The sequence below is a fragment of the Rhodococcus sp. T7 genome (assembly GCF_009872365.1).
Lineage (GTDB): Bacteria > Actinomycetota > Actinomycetes > Mycobacteriales > Mycobacteriaceae > Rhodococcus_F.
The window spans coordinates 173,888-198,257 of the sequence record NZ_WXYH01000221.1 but is presented as its reverse complement, the minus strand read 5'-3'; the positions used below and the strand labels follow the sequence as shown (position 1 = coordinate 198,257).

Here is a 24,370-nt window from a genome sequence, read left to right as displayed (position 1 = left end):
TCTCGGCCTGGACGCGCTAGCGCGCTCCCGCAACGACAAGCCCACCGACAGCACCACCGGGACCACCGGGACCACCGAGGAGGTGACACCAGCCTTGACTGCCTGACTCACCGACGAGGCATCACGCGACGACGTTGTACACCACCTCCAGGGACTTGACCCAAACGCGTCCCTGTTGCACACTGTCAGCCCGGTAGCGTCTCACCACCCAATGGGGCGAGCACTTCGCCGGAGTAGTAGGAGGACAGTAGCCCGGAAGCGAAGAACACGTAGGACGGCGCGATCTCGTCGGGCTGGGCTGCCCGCCCATACGGGGCCTGCTTCCCGAATTCCGCGACTTTCTCCTCGTCCATGGTCGCCGGGATCAGTGGTGTCCAGACCGGTCCGGGAGCAACACAATTGACGCGAATTCCGCGTTCCAGCAGGGTTTGAGCCAACGAGTACGTCAAGGCCGTCACCGCCCCCTTGGTCGCGGAATAGTCGATCAGCGACTTGTTTCCACGCAAACCGTTGACCGAACCGGTGTTGATGATGGAGGAATCCCGGCCGAGATGCGGCACGGCCGCCTTCGTCACGTGGAAGTAGCTGTCGATGTTCACCGAGAACGTTCGCCGCCACTGCTCATCGGACAGGTCGAGGAAATCGTCGACGGGTTCCTGGTAGGCCACGTTGTTGACGACGATATCGAGCCCGCCCAATTCCGAGACCGTGCGTGCGACGACGTCACGGCAATGCTGCGGATCGGCGAGATCGCCCGCGTATGTGCGGCAGCGCCGCCCTTCCCCCTCGACCAATTCAGCCGTGTGAGCCGCGTCGTCGCTCTCTTCGAGGTAAGCGATGGCCACGTCGGCGCCTTCCTTCGCGAACGCCACCGCTACGGCGCGCCCGATCCCCGAGTCTCCGCCGGTAACCAGTGCCCTCTTTCCGCTCAGCAATTCGTTGCCCCGATACGCGCGCATCTCGTCATGCGGTTCTTCCGCCATCTCCGAGGTTCGACCGGGGTAGTCGATTGTGTGTGGAGTGTGTTCGCCCATGCGCCTCTCCTATCGAGTGGTCAACCGCCCGCCTACGGGCGTCACCTTCGCCGCCGAGTTCGTCGGCGGAAGACAAGCAGCGCAACGACACCGGCGACGGCACCGCCGAGGAGCGCCGCGGCTCGCGGCTCGGTCCGGACCTTGTCGAGTTCCCGCCGGATGCCGGCCTTCGTGCGCGCAGGCACGTCCACCTTGTGGGCCAGGGCGTCGAGCGTCGTGGCAAGTTCGGCGCGCTCGCGTGCAGCGGCAGCGGCGAGGTCGCCGCCGTCCGGGGTCGACTCTCGCGGGGCACTCATCGGAGGCCTTCCTTGACCGTGTCGACGTCCCGGCGGACGCTGCGGGTGGTGTCGTCCGGGGTGGGAGGTAGTGCGTCCTTGGCCCGCTGCCCGCCGACGGCGGCGACCACGCCGCCCGCCGCAATGAGGACGACTGCCACCACCAGTGCCGCGAGCCACGGGTCCAGGACCGTCGCCAGTGCGAGTACCGCCGCGCCGACCAGGGCGCCGAGTCCGTACAGCACGATGAGAAGTCCGGCACCCGAGACGCCGGCCCCGACTCCGAAGCGCGCGCCCTTGTCCTTCACTTCGACGATTCCGTGCCGGACCTCGGTCTGAACAAGCGCCTTCACCTGGTCGGTGAGGCGTTCCACGAGCTGAACGGTGGACAGGTCGTCGACCTGACGTGCCGCGTCCGGGGGTTCGCCCGACCGATCCGGGGACGGTCCCGTGTGGTGGGTGTGGGTCACAATCATCCCTCCTGTCGTCGGCATCCGATTGCCCAACGGCCCGGTTTACGAAACGCCGGCCACCCATCCGGCAGCGCGGCGGCCGCGAATCCCTGCCGCGCAGCATTTCTCGTCTGGTGCTGCGCCCCGACACGGTGGCGTTCACGACGCCGAGACCTATCGTCGACAACGGACCTTCTACGGGAGAGTGGTGGCCATGAACAGTTCGATCGAACCGATCCGTCACGACGGCGTCCGCGTGCTCCTCGTGATCGTCTCCGCAGCGGTGGCCGTCGTCGGCTCCTTCATCGGCTCGGGAGCACTGGTGGGAACTCCGATCGCCGAGGTCGCCGATGGTGCCCTCGCCGCGGACGCCACGGCCGTGGCCCCCGGCGGGCCCGCCTTCTCGATCTGGACACTGATCTATTCGGGGTTCATTGGGTACGCGATCTGGCAGGCGCTGCCCGCTCACCGCGCCGATGTTCGTCAACGGCAGGTCGGGTGGTGGTTCGCCGCCGCTATGGTCCTGAACGCGACCTGGATAACCTGCGTTCAGTTCGAACAGCTCTGGCTCAGCGTCCTGGTCATCATCGCGCTGCTCGCCGCCCTCGTGGTGGTCTTCGGGTTCCTGACCACGGAGAGGCCCGCAGGCCGTGTCGAGGCGGTCCTCGTCGACGGCACCGCGTACATCTACCTCGGCTGGGTGTGTGTCGCCGTCGTCGCCAACATCGCCGCGACACTGGCTGGCGCCGATATCGATCCGTTCGGACTCGGACCCGACACCTGGGCCGTCCTCGTCCTCGCACTGGTCGCCGTGGTCGCAGGCCTTCTCGCCGTCGCCGGTCGCGGAAGGTTCACCGTCACCGCCGCAATTGTGTGGGGTCTTGCCTGGATAGTCGCGGCGCGAACCTCGGGCGGCGGTCTTGATTCGCGGCCGGCCGCCATCGCCGCGGCCGTCGCCGCCGCGGTCGCCATGGCCGCCACCGCGATCGCCCGCTCACCTCGATCACATTCCCCACGGTGACGCCCGCGGTCACCCGCACAAATCAGAGGCAGCAGAAAGTTAGTTAGGGAAAAGATCTAGCACTCGCACGGCATGAGTGCTAATTTCTTAGTGGGGCCTACGTCACAAGCTCGGCCTCGACGTAATCGTGGCCACCGACTACCAAGGCGACCTCGACACACCACTCGTATTCGTGGACGGGCCAGTCCCGAACACACTGCGAACCCTGTTCAGCCGCCAATGTGGCCCGCCGACCCGACGCGCCAACCGTACGAAGGAGGATCATGACCGCCGCCGTCCCCCACAGCCCCCGTGCCGACAACTGCATGTCTGCCTCCGTCGACACCAGCGACACCGGGAAACCGCACGGTTCGCAGTTGCCTGCCGTGTCGATCGCCTTGGGGGCTCTCTCCGTTGCGTCGTTCTGGGTGGTAGCACTCGGCTTCATCCTGGGATTAGCCGCGGTCGTCTGCGGCGCCATCGCGATGTCGCGGTCCGCGGATGCAGACGATGAGGCAGCATCACTGCGGGCCCTGCTGGGCGTCGTTGCCGGCGCCGCGGGAATTACCGTCTCCGCGATCGCCCTCTTCCCCATGCTGGCCCATCTGTGAACCACCCACGTGGCTTCCGCATGCGCGGTTGACATCGGGTTCGACACCCCGCGCACGAACAGCAACATCTCCCTCTACTGCTGCCTGCGGTCGATGTGACTGCCCTGGGCGGCCTACTTGATGCGTGGGCTCCGGACGACCTCGGCGTCGCGCGGGGGGAAGGGTTCGCAATTGTTGTACCTGCGTTCGAGAACGGCGAGGTAGTGGGCGACGGCTTCGTCGACGAGGGCGGACCAACTGCTGGGGGCACCGGCGATGTGGCCGATGGCGGCGACGGCGTCCTTGCCGTGCTCGACCCGGGCGGTCTCGATGGAGACCGATACCTGCTTCTTTCCTACGGAGACCCGTTTCGTGGTCATCTTTTCCTCGCCGAGGGCTACTTGCGCGACGTCCACGCACTGTTCCACAAGGTTCGGCAGCCGCCGCTTGCGGCGTTCGAGGGGGTTGCTCGCGAGTCCGGGCTCACGTGTCACGCCCACCAGGAGGTCCTTTCGACGTGCGCGCGAGTGCGTCCCGTCCGGGTGTGCGCCTGCGCGGGCCTGCTGGCGACGTTCGAGGGGGTTGCTCGCAAGTCCGGGCTTACGTGTCGCGGTCATCAGGGCATCCTTTCGACGAGCTCTTGGGCGGCGTCGCGGTAAGCGCGTGATGCGGAGGAGGACGGTGCCCACCTGACGACGGGTTCTTCGGCACTGTAGCTTTCGCTGACACGGACGGACTTCGGAATGATGGTGCGCATCGTCTGGTCGGGGTAAGTCTCGCGGAGCGCGGCGAGAACCTGCTGGTCGATGACCTGGCCGAGTTCGACGCGGCCGCACAAAATGTGATTGAGCCGCGCGGTGGGGTTGAGCAACTCGACCTGCTGGGTGATGTAGTTCTCGATCCGCATGAGCGCTTCGAGTTCCATGGCGCCCGTCATGACCGCGGCGAGCACTTCGGTGCAGGCGACGAGTGCGCTGATGGTCAGGTGGTCGAAGTCTCCGGGGCAGTCGATAAGGTTGAAGTCGACGTCGGGGGCGTTGGTGAGGGCTTTGCGCAGGATGCCGTGCGCACCGGGCTTCTTGAGGAAGTAGGGCCCGACGGAGTCGAGTTCCTTGGTGGCAGGAACGAGGTGGATCCCGGACGCGGTGATGGTGGTCGCTTCCTCGATGCTCGCCACCAGCATGAGTACCGACAGGACATCGTTGTCGACAGCTTCGGGCGTGGCGCCGAGCCAGGTGGTGGCGTTGCATTGGGGGTCGAGGTCGACGACGCGGACGGTGTAACCGGCTTCGACGAGGGCCTGGGCGAGGTTGACCGTGCTCGTGGTCTTGGTCGAGCCGCCCTTATGGTTGACCACTGCGATGGTGCGGGTCATGGTGTCCCTTCGGTTAAACATACTGAGGTATCTCAAGATACTTAACTTCTCCGCGACACGCGGACGAGCCGCCGATCTGAGCTGTGTCGCCGAGGACCGGGTCGAACCAACCTCCGAGTGACCTACGCCATACTTCTTGCGCTTTCTGGATCTGGCTCGCGTTTTTCGGATCAGCATGCGCCCTCATCGTTCATAACCTTCTGTTCACATCACCGACCGATCCGGTCGAACAGCAGGTCAGGAGGACGTGATGAGTATGAGCACCGCACCAGTCGTAGGGAATCACCCCGGCAGGATCACACCGGACGTCAGCGCTGAAGACTTCCGTGAGGCGCTGAGCCGCTTCCCGTCCGGAGTGACGGTGGTGGTCACCGAGGACGACACCGGTACCCCTCGTGGTTTCACGGCAAGCGCGTTCACCGCCGTCTCACAGGAACCACCGCTGGTTCTGGTGTGCCTGACGAAGTCGGCCGACTCCTACCCGGCTTTTACCACGGCAGACAGATTTGCGATCCACTTCGCCGCAGATGAGAACACCCCTGTGGCGACCCGCTTCGCGACCAAGGGAGCCGACAAGTTCGCCGGCGACGACTTCGACGAGCATCCCGACGGACTTCCGGCGCTGCGTGGTGCCGTCGCCCGGTTGTCGTGCTCGATGCACGCCCGGCACGACGGCGGCGACCACGAGATTCTCGTCGGCCGGGTGGAGGGCGTGCACCTCGGCGCAGCGGAGACACCGGCGGTGTATCACGCACGGCGCTTCCACACACTCGTTCCGCTCGGCTGATGAACACACCCAACGGCGGTGCTCGGACGGTGACGATACGCCCGGACGGAGTTTCCATCGTTGTCCTGGAACGGGAGACGATTGTCGATGCACTACGCCGACAGGGCCTGCGCATTCGGTACAAATGCCGCCGTGGCGGTTGCGGTGCGTGCCGAGCGGCACTCGTCGAGGGACACGTCGCCTATCCCACCCCGGTCAGCGACACGGTGGTGAACGGCCCCAGGCCGCAACCAGAAACTCGCAGCTGCCTTCCCTGCCGGGCGACTCCCCTCACCGACGTGATCATCGAACTCGGGCCGCGCGATCGAATCGTCAACGTTCTCACCGGTATCGGTGCCGCACTGCCCCACCTCGACACCGAACGTCGAAGTACAGCAACACACCCCACGAGAAAGGGACCGACATGTCCGTGATGCGCTTGGGCTACGTCCACATCAACGTCACCGACCTGGACGAAGCCAGGGACCACTACATCGACACGCTCGGCATGGACGCCGTCCACCAGGACGACGGCACCGTGTACCTCAAGTCCTGGGACGAAGCCGACCACCATTCCGTCGTCCTGCACGAAGGCGGGGTCGGACTGATCAAGCTCGGCTACAAGGTGACCGACGCGCAGGCCCTCGACGACATCGAGAACTGTGTGCGCGCGTTCGGCGCCACCTGCGAACGGATGAGCAAGGGCGACAACCTGTCGGTCGGTGACGGTCTGCGCATCACCTTGCCGTCGGAGCACACCCTCGAGCTCTACAGCGACATCGAATACCTCGGCACCTCCACCGGCCTGTGGAATCCGGATCCGTGGCCGAGGCAGGGTCTGCGCGGCATCGGCGTTCCACGCCTGGACCACACCCTGATCACCACCGAGGACCCGGTCCTGTTGGAACGGTTCTTCTCCGAAGTTCTCGACTTCCAGGCAGCCGAACGACTCGTCGGCGGTGACGACAACACCGACCTGGTCGGATCCTGGATGTTCTGCGGAGAGCAACCGCACGACATCGCGTTCGTCAAGGGCGAGAACGGCAAACTCCACCACTTCGCCTACCACGTCGCGGACTGGTCATCACTGCTACACGCCGGCGACGTCTTCTCGATGCGGGACGTGCCGATCGACTTCGGGCCCGCTCGGCACGGCATCACCCGCGGGGAGACGATCTACTTCTTCGATCCGGCCGGCAACCGCAACGAGGTCTTCGCCGGCGGCTACCGCACCGGCAAGGACTTCCGCACCATCACCTGGACCATGGACCAGGCCGCCCGCGGAATCAACTTCACGCACCGCGAACTCGACCAAGACTTCCTCACCGTCGTCACCTGAACGCTCAGGAGAAACTCCTCATGGCAACTGTCACCCTCACCGGCGGCCTCACCATCGGCTATGCGGAACAGGGCACCGGGACCCCCGTCGTCCTGCTCCCCGGGTCCGCCGTCGACCACACGATCTTCGTCCCCGGCGGCCAGTTCGATGCACTATCACAGCATTTCCGGGTCATCGCCCTGGATTGGCGCGGCACCGGCGAGTCGACCCGGCCCGAGGACCCTTACACCGCCGCGGACCTCGAAGCGGACGTTCTCGGTGTCCTCGACGCCCTGCACGTCGACACAGCACATTTCGTCGGCATGTCGCAGGGCTCGACGATCGCCCAGCGTATCGCGGCGTACCACCCCGACCGGGTCGACAGGATGGTGCTTTACAGCACCTGGGGCCACACCGACGCCTACCTGCAGGGCATGTTCACCTTCTGGGAACACCTGTACCGCACCGCCGAGCCGCAGGAGTACGGCGAGGCGACCCTGTGGTTCCTGCTCTCGCGGGAATTCCTCAACGCCGACCCCGCGGCGGTCGAGGGTATCGCAAAGGCCTCGTTCGCGTCCGAGACCGCGGCCACCCGGCACGCCCAGATTCAGGCGGCCCGCATCAACGGCGGCCACGACAACCGGGACCTGCTGGCCCGAATCACCGCCCCGACCCTGGTGATCGCCGGAGACCAGGACCGCACCATCCCGGTCGAGTACTCCAAGCAGGTCGCCCAGACCATCCCCGGCGCCGAAATCCAGGTTCTCGAAGGCCCCGGCGCCAGTCACGCACTCTTCCTCGAACGCGCCGACGAGGTCAACGTCGCCACCATGGACTTCCTGCGCGCAGACAACTGAAAGCCACCCGACCCACACTCGCGCTCATCCACCGAGCAAACCCTTATTGGAGGAACATCATGGTCAAGTCCTGGGCATTCGACATCTTCAACTACCCCTACGACACCCGCCCGGAAGGCTTCGACCCGAAGGCGACGCAGGAGCTGTACGACTGGCACCTCGAGTCATGGGTCAAGGCCGAAGAGCAGGGCTACGACGGGGTGCTGTTCAGCGAGCACCACTTCACCGCCTACAACGTCAGCCCGTCCCCGAATCTGCTGATCGCCGCGCTCGCGCAGCGCACCACCACCCTGCGGATGGGTGTCATGGGTTCCATCCTGCCGTTCCACAACCCGCGCCGCGTCGCCGAAGAAGCCGCGATGCTCGACTACCTCACCCACGGCCGTCTCGAGGTCGGCCTCGGGCGCGGCGTCGACGAACAGGAATTCACCAAGGAAAAGATCCGGATGGAAGACACCCGCGAATACTTCCTCGAATCCTTGGACCTGATCGAGAAGGCATGGCGGAATCCGGTCTTCACGCACCACGGCAAGCACTTCCACTATGACGACGCCACCATCTATCCGCGGCCGCTGCAGCAGCCCACCCCGCCGGTGTGGATGCTCTCCCTGAGCCCGTCGACCCTGCAGATGGCCGGACAACGCGGCTACAAGGCCACCTCGGCGTTCATGCCGGTCGGCCCCACCGCCGAGGCGTTCGACACCTTCCGGAGCGCCGCCCAGGCGGCCGGGCAGCCCTTCGGCCCGGACCAGGTCGGTGTGCTGCGCCCGACGTTTGTCGCCGAGACCGACGAGGAAGCCCGCCGCATCGGCGAACCCGCCCTGAACCACCTGTTCGGGCTGTTCAAGGAGGCCGCGGTGTTCGAGGACCTCGACAACGTCCCGGAGGGCTACGAGTTCTACAGTTCCTTCTTCCGCCCGTTCGTCGGGGACGACGACATCAGCTGGGAAGGGCTCCGTGATGCCGGGGTGATCCTGGTCGGTTCCCCCGAATCGGTCCGCGAGCAGGTGATCGAACAGGCCACGGCACTGGGCTGCGGCAACTTCTTCATCTGGCACAGCTTCGGCACCCTGACCAGGGAGCAGACCTTCCGCTCCTACGAGCTCTACGCCGAGACCGTTATCCCGGCGCTGCGTGAGCTCGACCTCGAGACCGTCGCCGTCGGCGCGTGATCTGCGGGTGGAGCCGGGCGATCCCGGCTCCACCACTCCCACCGTCCCCCTCCCGAAGACGAGGCCATGATGAACAAGTCCCCCATCGACGAGGTGCTGCGCACGCTCGCGGCCGGCGGAATCGTCGCCGTCGTCGACGACGAGAACCGTGAGAACGAAGGCGACCTCATCATGGCCGCACAGTTCGCCACCCCCGAGAAGGTCGCCTTCTTCCTCGAATACACGTCCGGATTCCTTTGCACCGCAATCACCGACGAGGCCGCCGACCGGCTCGCGCTGCCGCTGATGGTCGAGGAGAACACCGAAAGCCACCAGACCGCGTTCCTCGTCAGCGTGGACTACCGCCGCGGCACCTCCACGGGGATCAGCGCCGGTGACCGGGCCGCGACCATCCGGGCCCTCGCCCGCCCCGACATCGAACCCGACGACCTCGCCCGCCCCGGCCACGTCATGCCGCTGCGCGCCCGACCGGGCGGTGTCCTCGAACGGCCCGGGCACACCGAGGCCGGTGTGGATTTGTGCCGGCTCGCCGGCCTCGAACCCGCGGCGCTGCTGTGTGAACTGGTCACCGCCGACCGGCTGGAGATGATGCGCCGCCCCCACATCGAGGCCTTCGCGCAGGCGCATCAGGTCCCGCTGTGCACGATCGAAGACCTGGCACGGTACCGGCGCAACACGCACACTCTCACTCGCACCGGGCAGGCCAAGATCCCCACCCGATACGGGACCTTCGATGCCATTGCCTACCGGCACGGAGGTGAACCGGAACATCTGGCGCTGGTCATCGGCGACCCGGCCACGGCCGCACAACCGCAGGTGCGCGTACACAGCGAATGTTTGACCGGGGACGTGGTCGGGTCGCTGATGTGCGACTGCGGACCGCAGTTCGACCTCGCCCTCCAGACGATCGCCGACGCCGGATCCGGAGTGCTGATCTACCTGCGCGGCCACGAGGGCCGCGGTATCGGACTCGGCCGGAAACTGCAGGCCTACCGGCTCCAACAGGAGGACTGCCTCGACACCGTGGACGCGAACCTTCGGCTCGGATTACCGGTCGACAGCCGCGACTACCAGGCCGCCGCCGACATACTCCGCGACCTCGGGATCGACTCGATCGAATTGCTCACCAACAACCCGGACAAGATCGCGCACCTCGAACGGCACGGGGTGACCGTTGCTGCCCGACGCCACCACGAAACCCGCGCCACCGACCACAACCTGCACTACCTGTTGACCAAACGCGACCGGATGGGGCACCTACTCACACCGACGATGGGCCTGAAACCGCTGCGTTAGAACGTATCTGAACACCTGCCCACCAAGGAGAATTGCATGACCACCACCACCGAACGCAGCCCTGAGATCGCCCGGACCGTCGACGTGGGCGGGATCGCCACGAACTATCACGACGAGGGCGACGGACACCCGGTCGTGCTGATTCACGGCTCCGGCCCCGGTGTGACCGCGTGGGCGAACTGGCGGGCCACCATTCCCGCCTTGGCCACCCGGTTCCGCGTCGTCGCCCCGGACATCCTCGGGTTCGGCTACACCGAACGCCCCGAGGGGGTCGAGTACAACTCCACCACCTGGACCGAACACCTCATCGGGTTCCTCGATGCCCTCGGCCTCGACAAGGTCTCGATCGTCGGCAACAGCTTCGGCGGCTCCCTGGCCCTGAACATCGCCACCCGCCATCCCGAGCGTGTCGACCGTCTGGTGTTGATGGGTAGCGTCGGAGTCCCGTTTCCGATCACCGACGGACTCGACGCTGTCTGGGGATTCGAACCGTCTCTAGAGGCGATGCGGGGACTGCTCGACGTCTTCGCCTACGACCGATCCCTGGTCAACGACGAACTCGCCGAGCTGCGTCTGGCCGCGGCCACCCGACCCGGCGTCCAGGAAGCGTTCAGCGCCATGTTCCCCGCACCGCGGCAGCAGGGTGTCGACGCCATGGTCGTCGACGAGGATCGGATCGCGGCCCTGCCCAACGACACCTTGATCATCCACGGCCGCGACGATCAGGTCATCCCGTTGTCGAACTCGCTGCGACTGCTCGAGCTGATCGAACGGTCCCAGCTGCACGTGTACGGGCGCTGCGGGCACTGGGTGCAGATCGAGCACGCCGCCCGATTCAACGCACTTGTCGCCAACTTCCTCGACGAGCGCACGCAGAGCTGACCTACGCGCCGGTCCCGGCCGAAGCCACACGGCCGGGACCTGCACCTACACTGTTGTCCACGGCGTCCCCCAGGGGTGACAAATGGCTGACCATAATCTCAGAGCGGCGGAGGAGTTCCGCAGCACCGACCGCGACGAAGCGCAAAGCCACATCTCCGCGGTCTTCAGCCCACACGTGCTCGACGTCATCGACAAGAGCTGCGAACTCAACGTCCGGCTGAGCACCACCGTGTTACCCACAATCACCCTGGGGTATCTACGGCACGGCGCCGAAGTCGTCATCCAGCCCGGCCGCCTGGGCAGTTACTTCCACGTCAACATCCCCATTTCCGGCCACACCCGATCCACCTGCGGTGACGAAGAGATCGTCACGGGCGAAAACGTCGCTGCAGTGCTGCTCCCGACCGAGAGCTCCGCGATGCTGTGGAGCCGCGACTGTGAACAGCTGGCCGTGAAGATCAACCGCACCGCCGTCGAGGACCGTCTGGCTCAGGTACTCGGGCATCCGATGGACGCACCACTGCGATTCGATCTCGCGATGAACCTGACAGCCGGTCCGGCGAAAAGCTGGGTCCGCACTGTCCGCTCGCTGCTCGACGCACTGCAGGAGGACCCGACTCTCCTCGAACAACCGTTGATCACTGCCCACTTCGAGAACCTGATCGTCTCCCAACTGCTGCACGCACAACCGCACAACTACTCCGAACAACTGATCACCACACACGCGCTCGCCCGTCCCCGGACCATCAAACGCGTTACCGACCTCATCGACGCCTCACCCGAACAACCCCACACCGCCGCCGAACTCGCCCACGCCGCCGGCGTCAGTCTGCGCACGCTTCAAGACAGCTTCCAGGACCAGTTGGGTATCACCCCGATGGCCTACCTTCGCCAGGTGCGACTCGCCCGCGCCCACGAAGACTTCGCCACCACCGACCCTTCCAGCGGATTGTCCGTCCGCGACATCGCATACAAATGGGGTTTCAACCACCTGCCGCGATTCGCCGCCGCTTACCGTGAACGATACGGCGTGCCCCCATCCGACACACTCCGCCAAGCCTGAACCGACCACGCACATCGGCCGAGTCGTCGGTGTGGCGATTTCCCAGGGTCTTTCATGGCCAAAACGGCCCTCGTCACCGGCGCGTCGTCCGGCTTCGGCGAAGCTCTCGTCGTTGCTTTCGCTAACGGCGGTTGGAGCGTCGCCGCGACGATGCGCAACATTGCTAAGCTCCCGCGAGCCTGCACGAGCTGTCGAACGTCCTTGTCCAGCAACTCGACGTCACCGACGAGACGTCGATCCGCGACGCAGTCGAGGCGATTGAATCGCATTTCGGTCCGGTCGACGTGTTGCTCAACGTCGCGGGGAATGTCGTCCAAGGCGCACTCGAAGAACTTTCACTCGATCAGGTCCGAGCCCAGCTCGAAACCAACGTCGTCGGCCTCGTCGCGGTGACCAAGGCGCTCCTGCCGGGAATGCGGCAGCGCCGCAGCGGACACATCATGAACTTCTCCTCTGGCGGCGGTCTCGTCGGCGTGCCGCGGCTCGACGCCTACGTTCGCGTCCAAGTTCGCGGTCGAGGGACTGAGCGAGGCACTGTCGCGGGATGTCGCTCACCTCGGTCTTCAGGTGACCATCGTCGAGCCGGGGGTCTTCAAGACCGGGCTCGGCGAGTCCGCGGTGCAGCCGTCGCGCACCATCGACGCATACGCGGCGGCTGCCCACCAGCTACCCGGGCTCTACGACTGGACCCCAGGCAACCTCGAAGGCGCGGCGCGAACTATCGTGTCGATCGCCGACCGACCCGACGCGCCACTGCGTCTCTACGTTGGGCACGGACTCGACGACGTGCGTCGGCACTACCACCACCGTCTCGACGAATGGGCGGCATCGGAACACCTCACACGCGCCACCCTGTGAGGCGCCGGGGAGAGCACCCGTGCGACTGAAGAGCCCGGTGCTCGCCGCGGTCGCCCCCGGGCGAGCCTATTGCCGACCTTGCCGCACGACAACGCCATCGACGACCACGTTGTCTGCGCCAAGCACTGGGCAGGTGAATACCTCCTGCGTACCCCCGCTCACGATGTCCACGACTCTGTCCCAGAACACGTCGCTTGTGGCGAGGACCCTGAGGCCGTCGTCGTCGAGAAACTCTGCGACCTTAACGAGTCGCGAACGGCTCACGCCATGCTTCCACAGAGTCGATCCACAGAATTTGATATTCATCGCTGCCGCGAATGCACGATGTGAGACGCCGTTCGACGCTAAGATCTCACGAACTCTGAACCAGATCTCTAACGGAATAGTATCGACGTTCACATTGGGAGCCAACGACAGAAGCTCAGCCAGCACCCCTCGCGCCATGCACACCCGCCACGGAGAGAAACTGTGCCTGATTCTGGGAGCCGGCGATGGTCAGATGCCAGCAATCCCTGTAGCCCTCCTTGCGGACCCGTTTGATCCGGCCGTGAACGCCGATCCGCAGCAAGAGTATCGCAACATCGTCGATCAGGCGCCGGCTCGTCGACGTGTAATACACGCGACCCTGATTTCCCTTCTCGTCCCGCCGAACCGAGCCATCCGTAGCCCACAGATGACTGAGGAAGAGCGCAACTTGATCGTTCCCAACATCGAATATTACTTTGGGAACGAACTTCTCGTAGCTGCGCAACCCGAACAGTCCGAGTTCATCGAGCCAGGCCGCAATTGGATTTCGCTTGCCGTGCCCGAGCCTATAGGGCGCCGGCAACCGCAGCGTGATGCAGCGCGCAGCAGCGTACTCGTCACGAATCGCGGTGACACCGAAGTGGGTGGCGGCCGTTGCCACCGCTGCGAGATTCTCTTCATCGATCGACGCGTAGCGAATCGGCTGGCGCTTGACGCAGGACCCGTCCCCGATCATGTGCGCAAGCAGAATGATTTCAGCATCGGCAAGTCGCGTCCCATGAATTGGCTCGGGAATGTATCGCGGTATAGCCAGTCGTTGACCGATCTCCAGTTCTCTCAGCGAAATCCAGCCTGTCACCGTTCTGAACTCCTGATCGCGCGACAGCTCGATCTGACGACCCGACGCGAGATGCACTCGGAGAACCTCGGCCACTCCGACAGGGATAATCTTGCCCAGAGGACTGACGACCATTCGCAGATCCTCACCTAACGACCACACGCATTGCGGTTCAGTCGAACACGCGATCTCGCTCAACCCGACGGGCGCTCCAGTGTCGGCGCGCAACACACGCGCAGACGAAGGTATGCCGGAAGCCAACCTCGAAGAACTCGATCTCTCCGGATTGACTTCCACTGCGCCGTCTACAGTCGATCCCGTTTCCCCACCCATGATTACTCCCCCTGCTTTGATTTCCCACTTGAAGGAGTGTATCTAAATTTGCTGCGGCGCAACATGTTTAGGAACATAGGGAAGCAGGAATTTACCGATCACAACGGGAGATCCCCCATAGTTGCCCGAAACAGCGAGCGGGTGGTAGCGATGGGCATGCATTATGGAGCGATTAATTCTCTACGGTACAACATATTTCGTGGATTATCGGTCCGGACAATGGTGAGACGATTTGCATCGCCGCCAAGATAGGAATCTCCGAGTGCACAACCGACGACACCCTCCAAGTTACCCCGCGAGGTCGGCCACGCACCGAAGCGCTCACGCTCCACTGAGCGGATGCGGGGGAGTGGTTCGAGCGCCAGCGCTTCGGGCCACCGATGACGGGTTTCGAATACGCAGCCACAATCACAACGGCGGCGCCACCTCGAGAGGAATGGCGCCGCCGCTCGAACTACGGCTTCCGCTATGAGCTTTCAGCGGCGAAGCCCACCGAATACGCGACGACGCCCGGGAGAGCAGCCACTGCTCTCCCGGGCGTCGCGAGCCTACGGTGCCGCCGGTCAGCCCACGGGCATCGCATCAGCGGCGTCGACCGCGGGGTAGATGGGGTACTCCACACCGGACAGGTACTGGACAGTGCGCACCACCTGGCACGAGTATCCGAACTCGTTGTCATACCAGACATAGAGGATGGCGGTGTCGCCGTCGACGATCGTCGCGTTCGCGTCGACGATGCACGCGGCGCGCGAACCGATGAAGTCACTGGACACGGCATCGGTTGCAGCGGTGTAGTCGAGGTTCCGGCTCAGCGCACCGGTGAGCGACTCCTGGCTGAGGTGCTCGAGCACCTCCTCCCTGGTGGTCTCACGATTCAGCTGAAGGTGGAGGATGGCGACGGACACGTCCGGGGTGGGAACGCGGATCGAGTTGCCGGTGATCTTGGCCTTCAGCTCGGGGAGCGCCTTGGCGACCGCCGACGCAGCACCGGTCTCGGTGAGCACGAGGTTGAACGGCGCCGAACGACCACGACGGTCGGCCTTGTGGTAGTTGTCCAAGAGGTTCTGGTCGTTGGTGAACGAGTGCACGGTCTCGACGTGGCCTCGCGACACGCCGAATTCGTCATCCATGGTCTTCAGCGGCGGGACGATCGCATTGGTGGTGCAGGACGCGCACGATACGATCTGCTCGTTCGGGTCGAGGTCGCGGTGATTGACGCCGTGCACGATGTTCGGGACGTCGCCCTTGCCGGGCGCGGTGAGCACCACCTTCGCGACGCCGGGGCGGAGGTGCTTCGACAGTCCGTCGCGGTCGCGCCAGATTCCGGTGTTGTCGATGAGAATGGCGTTGTCGATGCCGTACTCGGTGTAGTCGAGGCTCTCCGGGTCGTTGCTGTAAATGAACTTGATGACGTTGCCGTTGGCGATCAGCGTGTTGTTGTCGGTGTCGACCTTGATCGTGCCGTTGAACTGCCCGTGGACGGAGTCACGGCGCAGCAACGATGCGCGCTTGGTCAGATCGTCGCTGCCACCCTTGCGGACCACCACGGCACGCAGGTTCAGCCCGTTGCCCGAGCCGGCTTTCTCGATGAGCAGTCGAGCGACGAGGCGACCGATACGCCCGAATCCGTACAGGACCACGTCCTGCGGCTGCGCGGGGCTCGTCTGAGCGCCGCCGACCAGGTCGGCGAGGCTCCGTGCGACGAACTCCGCAACCGATGCTCCGTCACCATTGGCGCGGTAGGCCATCACCAGCAGTCCGAGGTCGATCTTCGAGGGCCGAAGGTCGAGGTGGGTGAGCGCTTCGAGGAAGGGGAACGTCTCCTCGACCGACAGTTCGTCGCCGCTGATCTGCCGGGCGAAACGGTGGGTTCGCAGGATACTGATGACCGACTTGTTCACCAGGGAGCGGCTGTGAAGCAGAATGGTCACGGAGTGTCTGCGGTGCAGGCCCCCGATGATCGGGATCATCGCCTCCGCGAGTGCTTCCTCGGAGTTCCACTGGGCCAGTTCCACTGTGCTCACTACGCTTGTCTGCCTTCCCGGCTTATGTGGTGTGTCCTTGGTCGGATGCCGGCGGGCGCAACCGTTCGACCAGCGGTGACCTGGATCACCGGACCCGTTTCGCGACTAGCGGACACCGGCGCGTCCGACGCACTCATCATATGGAAGCGCCTCTTCGGGCCGACAAGCCGGTCGCCGAAACGTCCGTTGGGACGAGAAGCCGACCATCTCGCAGGTCTGACGACCGACGAATTGCCCGCCACCGGCAAGCACGCAAGCCGGGGTGATGGCGGTGGTTGCCTAACCTCTCGCCATGTCCACGAACTTGGACAGGTGTAGCTGGTGCGCCACCGTGATTGTCGCGGTCGGACCGTTACGATGCTTGCCCAGAATGAGGTCGGCCTCGCCGCCGCGGGGGTCGTCGCGTTCGGTCGCGTCGGGGCGATAGAGCAGGATCACCATGTCGGCATCCTGTTCCAAACTGCCGCTTTCACGCAGGTCAGCGACCTGCGGGCGCTTATCTTGCCGCTGTTCTGGACCACGGTTCAGCTGGCAAATCGCGACCACGGGAACTTCGAGTTCCTTCGCCAAGAGCTTGAGGCTACGGGAGAATTCGGAGACTTCCTGCTGACGTGACTCGACCTTCTTACCGGAGCTCATCAGCTGGAGGTAGTCGATCACGATCAGTTTGATGTCGTGCTTCTGCTTGAGCCGCCGCGCTTTGGCACGGATCTCCATCATGGTCAGGTTGGGGGAGTCGTCGATGAACAGCGGCGCCTCGCTGATCTCACTCATCCGGCGAGCGAGCTTCGTCCAGTCGTCGTCGGTCATCTTGCCGGAGCGCATGTCGCCGAGCTTGATCTTCGCCTCTGCCGACAGCAGGCGCATGACGATCTCGGTCTTGCTCATCTCGAGGGAGAACATGACGCTGGCCATGCCGTGCTTCACGGAGCACGAACGCAGGAAGTCCATGCCGAGCGTGGAGTTGTGGGTGGGCACCATCGAACGACCCGCCAGGTACAGATGGTCGGCGTTGTCGACCTCGACGCACCGCACCGGGACACTGTCGATCGGACGTACCGCGACGATGCGGCGGAAACCACTCACCTCACCGCGAAGTTCCTTGTGCTGGATGGCCTTCCGATAAAGCTGGAACACCTCGTCGTCGGCGCAGAACGTGACACCACCGTCGACACGACGGCAGTCGTACCCGAGACTGACGACGAGTTCGGCGAGATCCTGCGACAACGGGTGATTCCCGGCGTGGAACCACACCGAGCCGTCGTCGGCGACCGACCCTGCCGCGTCGAGCAGGCCGGCCAGCAACTCGCGACGCTCCGATTCCGAGCCACGCAGCAGCTCCGCCGGGATTCGCTTGCCCCCGGCGGTGAGCGAGGCCCCCAGAGCGTAGGGGTCGACGTGGAGGGTCGACGTCGGCAGCTGTAACGCGCGGGTGTGCGCGACCTCGTGCCCGAGGTCGATCGATCCGGCGATCTGAGCGGTCGTGCGCAAGGCGCCCCTCCCGTCGACGCCCGTCAACCACTGATGCTGCTCGTCGGCGACGAGGACGGTGCCGTCGGAGAATTCCACCTCGTAGCAGGGCCGGCCGACCATGACGTCGGTGGCGGCGACTACGCGGGTGGGTTTGCCGTCGGCGTCGATGAGGTGGTCGCCGACCTGGACGTCGCCCATGGTGGTCCAGCCGGTGGGTGTGGCCAGGGGAGTGTCGAGCGCGAGCGCCTTCCCCACACCGGGTCGGGCCGCGACGATGATCATCTGGCCGGGGTGGAGGCCGTTGGTGATCTCGTCGAGTTCGACGAAGCCGGTGGGCACGCCGAGGGAGATGCCGCCGCGGCTGGCGATGGAGTCGATCTCGTCCATCGTGGGCTGCAGGAGTTCTTCGAGGGGGACGAAGTCTTCGGTGGTGCGGCGTTCGGTGACCTCGAAGATCTCGGCCTGCGCGCGGTCGACGACCTCGGCGACATCCTGGCCGTCGGCTCCGGTGTAGCCGTATTGGACGATGCGGGTGCCGGCGTCGACGAGGCGACGCAGGATGGCTTTCTCCGCCACGATCTCGGCGTAGTAGCCGGCGTTGGCGGCGGTGGGCACCGTCTGGGTGAGCGTCACCAGGTACGGCGCGCCGCCGATGCGGCGGAGTTCACCGCGACGATCGAGTTCCGCGGACACCGTCACCGGGTCAGCGGGCTCACCGCGGCTGTAGAGGTCCAGGATCACGTCGTACACCGACTGATGCGCGGGACGGTAGAAGTCGCCGGGACGGAGCACCTCGAGCACGTCTGCGATGGCGTCCTTGCTGAGGAGCATGCCGCCGAGCACCGACTGCTCCGCCGCCATGTCCTGAGGGGGTTGCCGACCGAACTCTTCACCGGGCTCCGCGTCGGGCGGACCCGGGTATTCGGAATGGCCCCGATCGTCTACTACAGCCACTCGACCGACCTTCCCCATCACTGTTGCGCCACCCCGGGAAAAGCTTCCCGGAGTTGGTGCTACGAACTCTTTGTACTCGCCCCCACCGACAACCTTCGCAGGCCCTTCGTGGCAGCTGGCGTCGTGATCGCGAGACACGCCGGGACGACGTTAGGGATTAGCTACCCGGTGTTCAAACCAGCCTGTGCACACAGCTGGGGACAAATTGTGTAAACCGCTGGGTACGTGTGTTAACCCCATGGGGATAACCTGAGGATAAGTGCATGTCACAATCCCAAGTGCCCAGTTCAGAGCCGTTTTCTGGTTTCTCACAACTGTGGATGAAAACCCGTTCGGCGTGTCTTTCGCGTTGACGACTCGGGCGTGTTGAGTTGATCGCCCCTGCGTGGCAATATGATTCACCTCACAGATCTCCGGCGCGGACGGCTAACTTCCAGACACACCTGGAAGCCGCCCCTCTGCACGCCTCACACCCGCGAAAACGGGCCCGATAGGGCGGCTGAGAGCCGGAATCGACAAGCGCAGGCCCCCCGCACGCCGAGGCGTCCGGGGGGCCTGTGTGTGAACGGGTCGACTAGGCGCCGACGACGTTCAGGTGGAACTTCGCAACCACGTCGGGGTGCAGGTTCACGACGACGGCGTGCTTGCCGGTCGCCTTGATGTGAGCCTTCGGCAGCTCCAGGCTGCGCTTGTCGACGACGGGTCCGCCGGCAGCCTTGATGGCAGCGGCGACGTCGGCGGCGGTAACCGAACCGAAGAGCTTGCCCGAGTCACCGGCGGTCTTGACCGTCAGCGAGATGTTCTCGATGCCCTCGATCGCGGCCTTGAGCTCCTTGGCGTGGTCGAGACCGCGCACGGCGCGGGCTTCCTGCGCACGACGGATGCCTTCGACCTGCTTCTCGGCGCCACGGGTGGCGACGATGGCCAGGCCGCGGGGCAGCAGGTAGTTGCGGCCGTAGCCGTCCTTGACCTCGACGGTGTCGCCAGGCGCACCGAGGTTGTCCACGTCAGCGGTGAGGATGAGCTTCATGTCTTTCCTCCCTTTCCTTAGCGAGCCACGGTGGCGTAAGGCAGCAACGCCACCTCACGTGAGTTCTTGACGGCAATGGCAACGTCGCGCTGGTGCTGGACGCAGTTGCCGGTGACACGGCGCGCACGGATCTTGCCGCGGTCGCTGACGTACTTACGCAGCAGCGTCGTGTCCTTGTAGTTGATCTGCGTGTTCTTCTCTTTGCAGAAGATGCAGATCTTCTTCTTCATTACCTTGTCGCGCAAGGGCGGCTTCGGCATTTGTTTGCTCTTTTCTGGATGTTCCGATCAGGTACGGATCAGAACGGGGGTTCGTCGCTCCCACCACCAGAGCCTCCGAAGGAGCCGGACGCCTGCGGCGCGCTGCCCCACGGATCATCTCCGCCGGTATTGGATTGCGGACGTCCGCCGCCCGATCCGCCGGAGGAACCGAAGCCTCCACCGCCGCCGCCACCACGGTTGGCCTTGTTGACCTTGGCCGTGGCGTACCTCAGCGAGGGGCCGATCTCGTCGACCTCGAGCTCGACGACAGTGCGCTTTTCACCTTCACGAGTTTCGTAGGAGCGCTGCTTGAGCCGGCCGCTCACGATCACTCGCGAGCCACGGGTCAAACTCTCCGCGACGTTCTCGGCTGCCTCGCGCCAGATGTTGCAACGCAGAAACAGTGCTTCGCCGTCTTTCCATTCATTGGTCTGACGGTCGAAGGTGCGGGGCGTGGACGCGACAGTGAAGTTCGCGACCGCGGCACCCGCGGGGGTGAATCGAAGCTCCGGATCAGCCGTCAAGTTTCCGATGACGGTGATGACGGTGTCGCCTGCCATATGGTTCCTCCTGCAGAATGTGGAGTTCGGTTGGGCACGAGCCTAGGGCTGGTGACCGACAGAAATCACTTGTTGTGGCGCAGAACCTTCGTACGCAGCACCGATTCGTTCAGACCGAGCTGACGATCGAGCTCCGCGACGGTGGCGGGCGTAGCGCTGATGTCGATCACCGCGTAGATGCCTTCGCTGTGCTTCAGGATCTCGTAGGCGAGACGACGCTTACCCCAGACATCGACCTTGTCGATCTTGCCGCCGTCCTGGCGAACAACATTGAGGAACGTATCCAGCGAAGGAGCAACAGTGCGCTCGTCCAGGCTGGGGTCAAGGATGACCATCAATTCGTAATGACGCATAAGACCTCATCACCTCCTATGGACTAGTGAAAACGGCCACGGACTGTCCGTGGCAGGAGGGTCGTTGCGTCAGCAACCTTTGCAGGGTACACGACGAGCCCCTGACCAGCGAAATCAGCCTTGCCGGTGTGATCGGGGGTATGGCTGGGTACGCCGACACGATGGCAGATGACGAGAAGTTCCACCACGGCGACAAGGTGGAGTGGAAGACACACGGCACCACCACGTCCGGCGAGGTGGAAGAGAAGATCACCGAGGACACCGAGGCGGCGGGCCGCACCGTACGGGCCTCGGAGGACGACCCGCAGTACCGCGTCGTCAGCGACAAGAGCGGGAAGGACGCCGTCCACAAACCCGACGCCCTGCGACGCGCGAGCGACTGACCGCCCTGTGCGCCTTTTCGGTAGTTCTGGCTACCAGAAAGGCGCACGGGGCGCGGAGCGCCCTAGTGTGGATTCATGCATATCGGAGCTCGGCAGCGGTCGCCGATCACGGCGGTCGTCGTCGGGTTGGCGGGCCTCGCCATGCTCGCCGGCTACCTGCAGAAGGCGCGGTGCGCCGGGGCGCCGTTCGACGGCGTCGGCCGCAGCCTGATCTTCGACCGCATCAAGGACACGCAGGTCTGCTATTCCGACATCCAGTTCCTGTGGCTCGGCCGCGACGTCAATCTGCACGTCTTCCCGTACGTCAGCGGCGGCATCAACGCCGACGGCGTCCTCACCGGGGGCACCGTCGAGTACCCGGTGCTGAGTGGTGTGCTGATGTGGCTCGGCGGCATCGGTTCGCACACCGACGCCGACTTCCTCCTGCACTCGGCGTTGATCCTCGCCCCGTTCGGCCTGCTCACGGCGTGGATGCTGGGGCGGCTCGCCGGCTGGTGGGCGCTGTTGTGGTCGGCGACGCCACCGCTGGTGCTGTACGCCTTCCACAACTGGGAACTACCGGTGGTCGCGACGTCTGTGGCCGCGATCTTCGTGATGACATTCGAACGCATCCCGCTCCGCACCCGTGCGGTCCTCGCGGCGGTGCTCCTCGCCGTCGGGTTCTGCCTGAAGCTGTATCCGGGTGCGTTCGTGCTGCCGCTGATCGCGTACGTCCTCACCCGGAACGGCACCGCGGAGCGACGCTACGACGTGCGCGGCGCGGTGCTGGTCGCGGTCGCCGCGATCACCACCGTCGTGGCGGTGAACCTGCCGTTCGCGCTCATCTCCTACCGCGGATGGCGGGCGTCGTTCACGTTCCAGGAGAACCGTCAGGCCGACCTCACCACCAACTCCATCTGGTACTGGGGGCTGCGTCCGCTGTTCGGGCCGGTCGCCGACGACGTCCCGCTGCCCGCGTACGACCAGACGGTCAGCCTGCTGTCGCCGCTCCTCGTGTGCGCCGCGTTCGCGATCGCCCTGCGGCTCGGCTGGTCGCGGTTCCACCGCGACGGCGTGTACCCGTGGATCGCCGTCAGCGCCGCCATGCTGTGTGGATTCCTGCTTCTGCACAAGGTGCATTCACCGCAGTACACACTGTGGCTGATCCCGTTCTTCGTGCTGCTGCGCGTCCCGTGGGGGCTCGTCGCCGCGTACCTCGTGGCCGACCTGTCGATGGGGATCGGCGTCTTCAAGTACTTCGGCGCCCTCGCCGCCCAGACGGACGCGTCGACGTTCGAGGTGCTGGTGAAATTCGGGGTGTGGGGTCGTGCGGGACTGCTGGTGGTGCTGTTCTTCGTGTTCCTGCGCGCGACTCTCCGGCATCCGCCTGTCCGCGGGCGCACCGGTCCGGGGTCCGGCAGACGGCCGATACTGAAATCTCCCGAGCCGGCGCGATGAGCGAATCCTGGTTCGCGCATCCCACTCTCACCGGACGGCACGTACGCCTCGAACCGCTGGGCGAGAATCACGTCGACGGCCTGCTGGACGCGGTCGACGATCCCCGCATCTTCCACTGGACGTCCGTCGCGATCGCCGACCGGGACGACGCCGCGGCATTCGTCCGCGGCGCGGACGCGGATCCGACCCGGTTGGCGTACGCGCAGATCGACGTTCACACCGAGCGGATCGTCGGTTCGACTTCGCTGTATCTGATCGACCCGAAGAACCGCAGCCTCGCGATCGGGCACACGTGGTTGTCGCGTTCCGCGCAGGGAACGCTGATCAATCCGGACTCGAAACTGCTGTTGCTGCGGCGGGCGTTCGAGGACCTCGGCGCGGTCCGCGTCGAATGGCACACCGACGAGCGCAACGCCCACTCCCGCGGCGCCATCGCCAAGCTGGGGGCCGAGTTCGAGGGCATCCTGCGCAAGCACCGGCGTCGCCGCGACGGATCGTGGCGCAACACCGCTCTGTTCTCGATGATCGACGAGGAATGGCCGCGCATCTGCCCTCGACTCGAGGCGCGAGTCGAGGGCTGACGCGGCGGGTCACGTCACAGCACGGGCGCGGTGGCCGTCACCCGCTTCACGAACTCGACGACGGCCGAGCGCATTTCGCTGCTGCGCGGTACGGCACCGGACATCCAGAACGCGCCGTGCAGGAGACCGTCGAAGCGGATCGCTTCCGTGTCGACCCCCGCCTGCCGTAGCGCCCCGGCGTACGCCTCGGCCTCGTCGCGGGCCACCTCGTTCTCGGTGGTGAGCACGAGCGCGGGCGGAAGCCCCTCGAGGCTGGCGGCACGACTCGGGACGGCGTACGGATGGGTCGCGTCCTCGGGCGAGTACAGGTAGTTGCTCCAGAACCAGTCGAGGTCGCCGGCGCCGATCACGTATCCCTGAGCGAACTCCTGCCGGGAGGGGAACTCCGCGTTCGGATCGATCACCGGATAGATCAGCACCTGCCCCCGCAACCTCGGTCCGCTTTCGTCGCGGGCCCGCAGCGCGGTGACCGCTGCCAGGTTGCCGCCGGCGCTGTCACCCATGACGACGACGTTGCCGGGGTCCCCACCGTAGTTCCCGACGTTGGCTGCCACCCACTGCAGTGCGGCCGACGCGTCGTCGGCGGCGGCCGGGAACCGGTGTTCGGGAGCCCGGCGGTACGTCGCGGCGACGACGATCGCGCCTGCACCGTTCGCGACCGCGCGTGCGGGTTCGTCGACGACGTCGAGGTCGCCGGCCACGAAACCGCCGCCGTGGAAGTACAGGACCACCGGGTGCGGCGCCTGCCCGTCCGGGATGTAGACCCGCAGCGCGATCTGCGCTCCGCCGCTCTCGTAGTGCGCGTCCACCACGCGGGCGACGGGTTCGGGCGGCGCCTGCAGTCCGGTGAACGTCGCCACCACCGCCCGCACCTCGTCGACGGTGCTGTGCTCGAAAGCCTTCAGCCCCTGCGCCTGTAGTCCGGCGATCAGTCCGGCTGCGTGTGAATCGAGTGCCATG

General features: G+C 65.2%; 27 protein-coding genes and 2 pseudogenes. 16 read left to right on the top strand and 13 right to left on the bottom strand.

The annotated features are described in order from the left end of the window. Window positions 1-185: 185 nt before the first annotated feature. From MLGJGCBP_RS21225 to MLGJGCBP_RS21215, 3 genes are read right to left on the bottom strand one after another with little or no spacing between them, the layout of a single operon-like run. Window positions 186-1,034, bottom strand: a complete 849-nt coding sequence (locus MLGJGCBP_RS21225; protein ID WP_087555628.1) for an SDR family oxidoreductase — start codon at window positions 1,032-1,034, stop codon at window positions 186-188. 41 nt (window positions 1,035-1,075) lie between these two features. Beyond that, window positions 1,076-1,330 carry a DUF3618 domain-containing protein gene (locus tag MLGJGCBP_RS21220; protein WP_160097881.1) on the bottom strand — a complete coding sequence of 85 codons (255 nt, stop codon included), beginning with the start codon at window positions 1,328-1,330 and terminating at the stop codon, window positions 1,076-1,078. After that, window positions 1,327-1,779: a phage holin family protein gene (locus MLGJGCBP_RS21215; RefSeq protein ID WP_236581235.1), complete on the bottom strand. Its 453-nt coding sequence runs from the start codon at window positions 1,777-1,779 to the stop codon at window positions 1,327-1,329. Before MLGJGCBP_RS21215 ends, MLGJGCBP_RS21220 begins: the two co-directional genes overlap by 4 nt. A gap of 196 nt (window positions 1,780-1,975) precedes the next feature. On the opposite strand from MLGJGCBP_RS21215, the gene MLGJGCBP_RS21210 reads away from it, so the two are divergent. Together MLGJGCBP_RS21210 and MLGJGCBP_RS21205 are read left to right on the top strand one after the other, a co-directional pair. Further along, complete coding sequence (locus tag MLGJGCBP_RS21210) at window positions 1,976-2,782, top strand: TspO/MBR family protein (protein WP_160097879.1); 807 nt, start codon at window positions 1,976-1,978, stop codon at window positions 2,780-2,782. Between the two features lie 263 nt (window positions 2,783-3,045). Beyond that, window positions 3,046-3,372: a hypothetical protein gene (locus MLGJGCBP_RS21205; protein WP_236581234.1), complete on the top strand. Its 327-nt coding sequence runs from the start codon at window positions 3,046-3,048 to the stop codon at window positions 3,370-3,372. A 113-nt stretch (window positions 3,373-3,485) separates the two neighbouring features. Here MLGJGCBP_RS21205 and MLGJGCBP_RS21200 read toward each other — a convergent pair whose 3' ends face one another. Together MLGJGCBP_RS21200 and MLGJGCBP_RS21195 are read right to left on the bottom strand one after the other, a co-directional pair. Further along, window positions 3,486-3,968, bottom strand: coding sequence for a hypothetical protein (locus MLGJGCBP_RS21200; protein WP_087555624.1), 483 nt, complete (start codon window positions 3,966-3,968; stop codon window positions 3,486-3,488). After that, window positions 3,968-4,726, bottom strand: a complete 759-nt coding sequence (locus MLGJGCBP_RS21195) for a ParA family protein (RefSeq protein ID WP_087555623.1) — start codon at window positions 4,724-4,726, stop codon at window positions 3,968-3,970. The genes MLGJGCBP_RS21200 and MLGJGCBP_RS21195 overlap by 1 nt, the downstream gene beginning before the upstream one ends. A 256-nt stretch (window positions 4,727-4,982) precedes the next feature. Here MLGJGCBP_RS21195 and MLGJGCBP_RS21190 point away from each other — a divergent pair, with 256 nt between their 5' ends. From MLGJGCBP_RS21190 to MLGJGCBP_RS21140, 11 genes and pseudogenes are all read left to right on the top strand, one after another. Further along, on the top strand, window positions 4,983-5,513 hold the full coding sequence (locus tag MLGJGCBP_RS21190; RefSeq protein WP_236581233.1) for a flavin reductase family protein: 531 nt from the start codon (window positions 4,983-4,985) through the stop codon (window positions 5,511-5,513). Next, complete coding sequence (locus MLGJGCBP_RS21185; RefSeq protein ID WP_160097878.1) at window positions 5,513-5,926, top strand: 2Fe-2S iron-sulfur cluster-binding protein; 414 nt, start codon at window positions 5,513-5,515, stop codon at window positions 5,924-5,926. Before MLGJGCBP_RS21190 ends, MLGJGCBP_RS21185 begins: the two co-directional genes overlap by 1 nt. Next, complete coding sequence (locus tag MLGJGCBP_RS21180) at window positions 5,917-6,831, top strand: catechol 2,3-dioxygenase (protein WP_160097877.1); 915 nt, start codon at window positions 5,917-5,919, stop codon at window positions 6,829-6,831. The genes MLGJGCBP_RS21185 and MLGJGCBP_RS21180 overlap by 10 nt, the downstream gene beginning before the upstream one ends. 20 nt (window positions 6,832-6,851) lie before the next feature. After that, entirely contained in the window at window positions 6,852-7,667 is an 816-nt protein-coding gene (locus MLGJGCBP_RS21175; RefSeq protein WP_160097876.1) for an alpha/beta fold hydrolase, read from the top strand. A gap of 59 nt (window positions 7,668-7,726) precedes the next feature. Beyond that, window positions 7,727-8,839 (top strand): LLM class flavin-dependent oxidoreductase, encoded by a 1,113-nt coding sequence (locus MLGJGCBP_RS21170; RefSeq protein WP_160097875.1) that lies wholly within the window; start codon window positions 7,727-7,729, stop codon window positions 8,837-8,839. Window positions 8,840-8,905: 66 nt separating this feature from the next. Beyond that, window positions 8,906-10,135 carry a 3,4-dihydroxy-2-butanone-4-phosphate synthase gene (gene ribB / locus MLGJGCBP_RS21165; RefSeq protein ID WP_160097874.1) on the top strand — a complete coding sequence of 410 codons (1,230 nt, stop codon included), beginning with the start codon at window positions 8,906-8,908 and terminating at the stop codon, window positions 10,133-10,135. A gap of 36 nt (window positions 10,136-10,171) precedes the next feature. After that, window positions 10,172-11,017: an alpha/beta fold hydrolase gene (locus tag MLGJGCBP_RS21160; RefSeq protein ID WP_160097873.1), complete on the top strand. Its 846-nt coding sequence runs from the start codon at window positions 10,172-10,174 to the stop codon at window positions 11,015-11,017. 82 nt (window positions 11,018-11,099) lie between these two features. Next, complete coding sequence (locus tag MLGJGCBP_RS21155; protein ID WP_160097872.1) at window positions 11,100-12,080, top strand: AraC family transcriptional regulator; 981 nt, start codon at window positions 11,100-11,102, stop codon at window positions 12,078-12,080. A gap of 54 nt (window positions 12,081-12,134) precedes the next feature. Next, window positions 12,135-12,517: pseudogene (locus MLGJGCBP_RS54350) on the top strand (SDR family NAD(P)-dependent oxidoreductase); the annotation flags it as partial. Window positions 12,518-12,533: 16 nt separating this feature from the next. Next, window positions 12,534-12,641: pseudogene (locus tag MLGJGCBP_RS54345) on the top strand (hypothetical protein); the annotation flags it as partial. A 6-nt stretch (window positions 12,642-12,647) separates the two neighbouring features. Continuing rightward, a complete protein-coding gene (locus MLGJGCBP_RS21140) occupies window positions 12,648-12,938 on the top strand; it encodes a hypothetical protein (protein ID WP_236581232.1) in 291 nt (96 codons plus the stop codon). Window positions 12,939-13,359: 421 nt separating this feature from the next. Here the strand turns inward: MLGJGCBP_RS21140 and MLGJGCBP_RS51915 are convergent, their stop codons facing one another. The 7 genes from MLGJGCBP_RS51915 to rpsF form a co-directional block, all read right to left on the bottom strand. Further along, window positions 13,360-14,157, bottom strand: a complete 798-nt coding sequence (locus MLGJGCBP_RS51915; protein ID WP_236581231.1) for an LAGLIDADG family homing endonuclease — start codon at window positions 14,155-14,157, stop codon at window positions 13,360-13,362. A 761-nt stretch (window positions 14,158-14,918) separates the two neighbouring features. Beyond that, window positions 14,919-16,379 (bottom strand): glyceraldehyde-3-phosphate dehydrogenase, encoded by a 1,461-nt coding sequence (locus MLGJGCBP_RS21130; RefSeq protein WP_160097870.1) that lies wholly within the window; start codon window positions 16,377-16,379, stop codon window positions 14,919-14,921. Window positions 16,380-16,658: 279 nt separating this feature from the next. Further along, window positions 16,659-18,806 carry a replicative DNA helicase gene (dnaB, locus tag MLGJGCBP_RS21125; RefSeq protein WP_160097869.1) on the bottom strand — a complete coding sequence of 716 codons (2,148 nt, stop codon included), beginning with the start codon at window positions 18,804-18,806 and terminating at the stop codon, window positions 16,659-16,661. 574 nt (window positions 18,807-19,380) lie between these two features. Continuing rightward, window positions 19,381-19,836, bottom strand: a complete 456-nt coding sequence (gene rplI / locus MLGJGCBP_RS21120) for a 50S ribosomal protein L9 (protein WP_072947285.1) — start codon at window positions 19,834-19,836, stop codon at window positions 19,381-19,383. A 17-nt stretch (window positions 19,837-19,853) separates the two neighbouring features. Then, a complete protein-coding gene (gene rpsR, locus MLGJGCBP_RS21115; protein WP_005249686.1) occupies window positions 19,854-20,096 on the bottom strand; it encodes a 30S ribosomal protein S18 in 243 nt (80 codons plus the stop codon). 38 nt (window positions 20,097-20,134) lie between these two features. After that, window positions 20,135-20,656, bottom strand: a complete 522-nt coding sequence (locus MLGJGCBP_RS21110) for a single-stranded DNA-binding protein (protein WP_012690423.1) — start codon at window positions 20,654-20,656, stop codon at window positions 20,135-20,137. Between the two features lie 65 nt (window positions 20,657-20,721). Further along, complete coding sequence (gene rpsF, locus MLGJGCBP_RS21105) at window positions 20,722-21,009, bottom strand: 30S ribosomal protein S6 (RefSeq protein WP_005249677.1); 288 nt, start codon at window positions 21,007-21,009, stop codon at window positions 20,722-20,724. Window positions 21,010-21,149: 140 nt separating this feature from the next. Here rpsF and MLGJGCBP_RS21100 point away from each other — a divergent pair, with 140 nt between their 5' ends. The 3 genes from MLGJGCBP_RS21100 to MLGJGCBP_RS21090 all read left to right on the top strand — a co-directional run bounded on the left by MLGJGCBP_RS21100 (window position 21,150) and on the right by MLGJGCBP_RS21090 (window position 23,410). Further along, window positions 21,150-21,392: a DUF2945 domain-containing protein gene (locus MLGJGCBP_RS21100; protein WP_236581230.1), complete on the top strand. Its 243-nt coding sequence runs from the start codon at window positions 21,150-21,152 to the stop codon at window positions 21,390-21,392. 75 nt (window positions 21,393-21,467) lie between these two features. Continuing rightward, entirely contained in the window at window positions 21,468-22,829 is a 1,362-nt protein-coding gene (locus MLGJGCBP_RS21095; protein WP_160097868.1) for a glycosyltransferase family 87 protein, read from the top strand. After that, window positions 22,826-23,410 (top strand): GNAT family N-acetyltransferase, encoded by a 585-nt coding sequence (locus tag MLGJGCBP_RS21090; RefSeq protein WP_160097867.1) that lies wholly within the window; start codon window positions 22,826-22,828, stop codon window positions 23,408-23,410. The genes MLGJGCBP_RS21095 and MLGJGCBP_RS21090 overlap by 4 nt, the downstream gene beginning before the upstream one ends. A 14-nt stretch (window positions 23,411-23,424) precedes the next feature. On the opposite strand, the gene MLGJGCBP_RS21085 is transcribed toward MLGJGCBP_RS21090, so the two are convergent. Continuing rightward, window positions 23,425-24,369: an alpha/beta hydrolase gene (locus tag MLGJGCBP_RS21085; RefSeq protein ID WP_160097866.1), complete on the bottom strand. Its 945-nt coding sequence runs from the start codon at window positions 24,367-24,369 to the stop codon at window positions 23,425-23,427. Window position 24,370 lies beyond the last annotated feature (1 nt).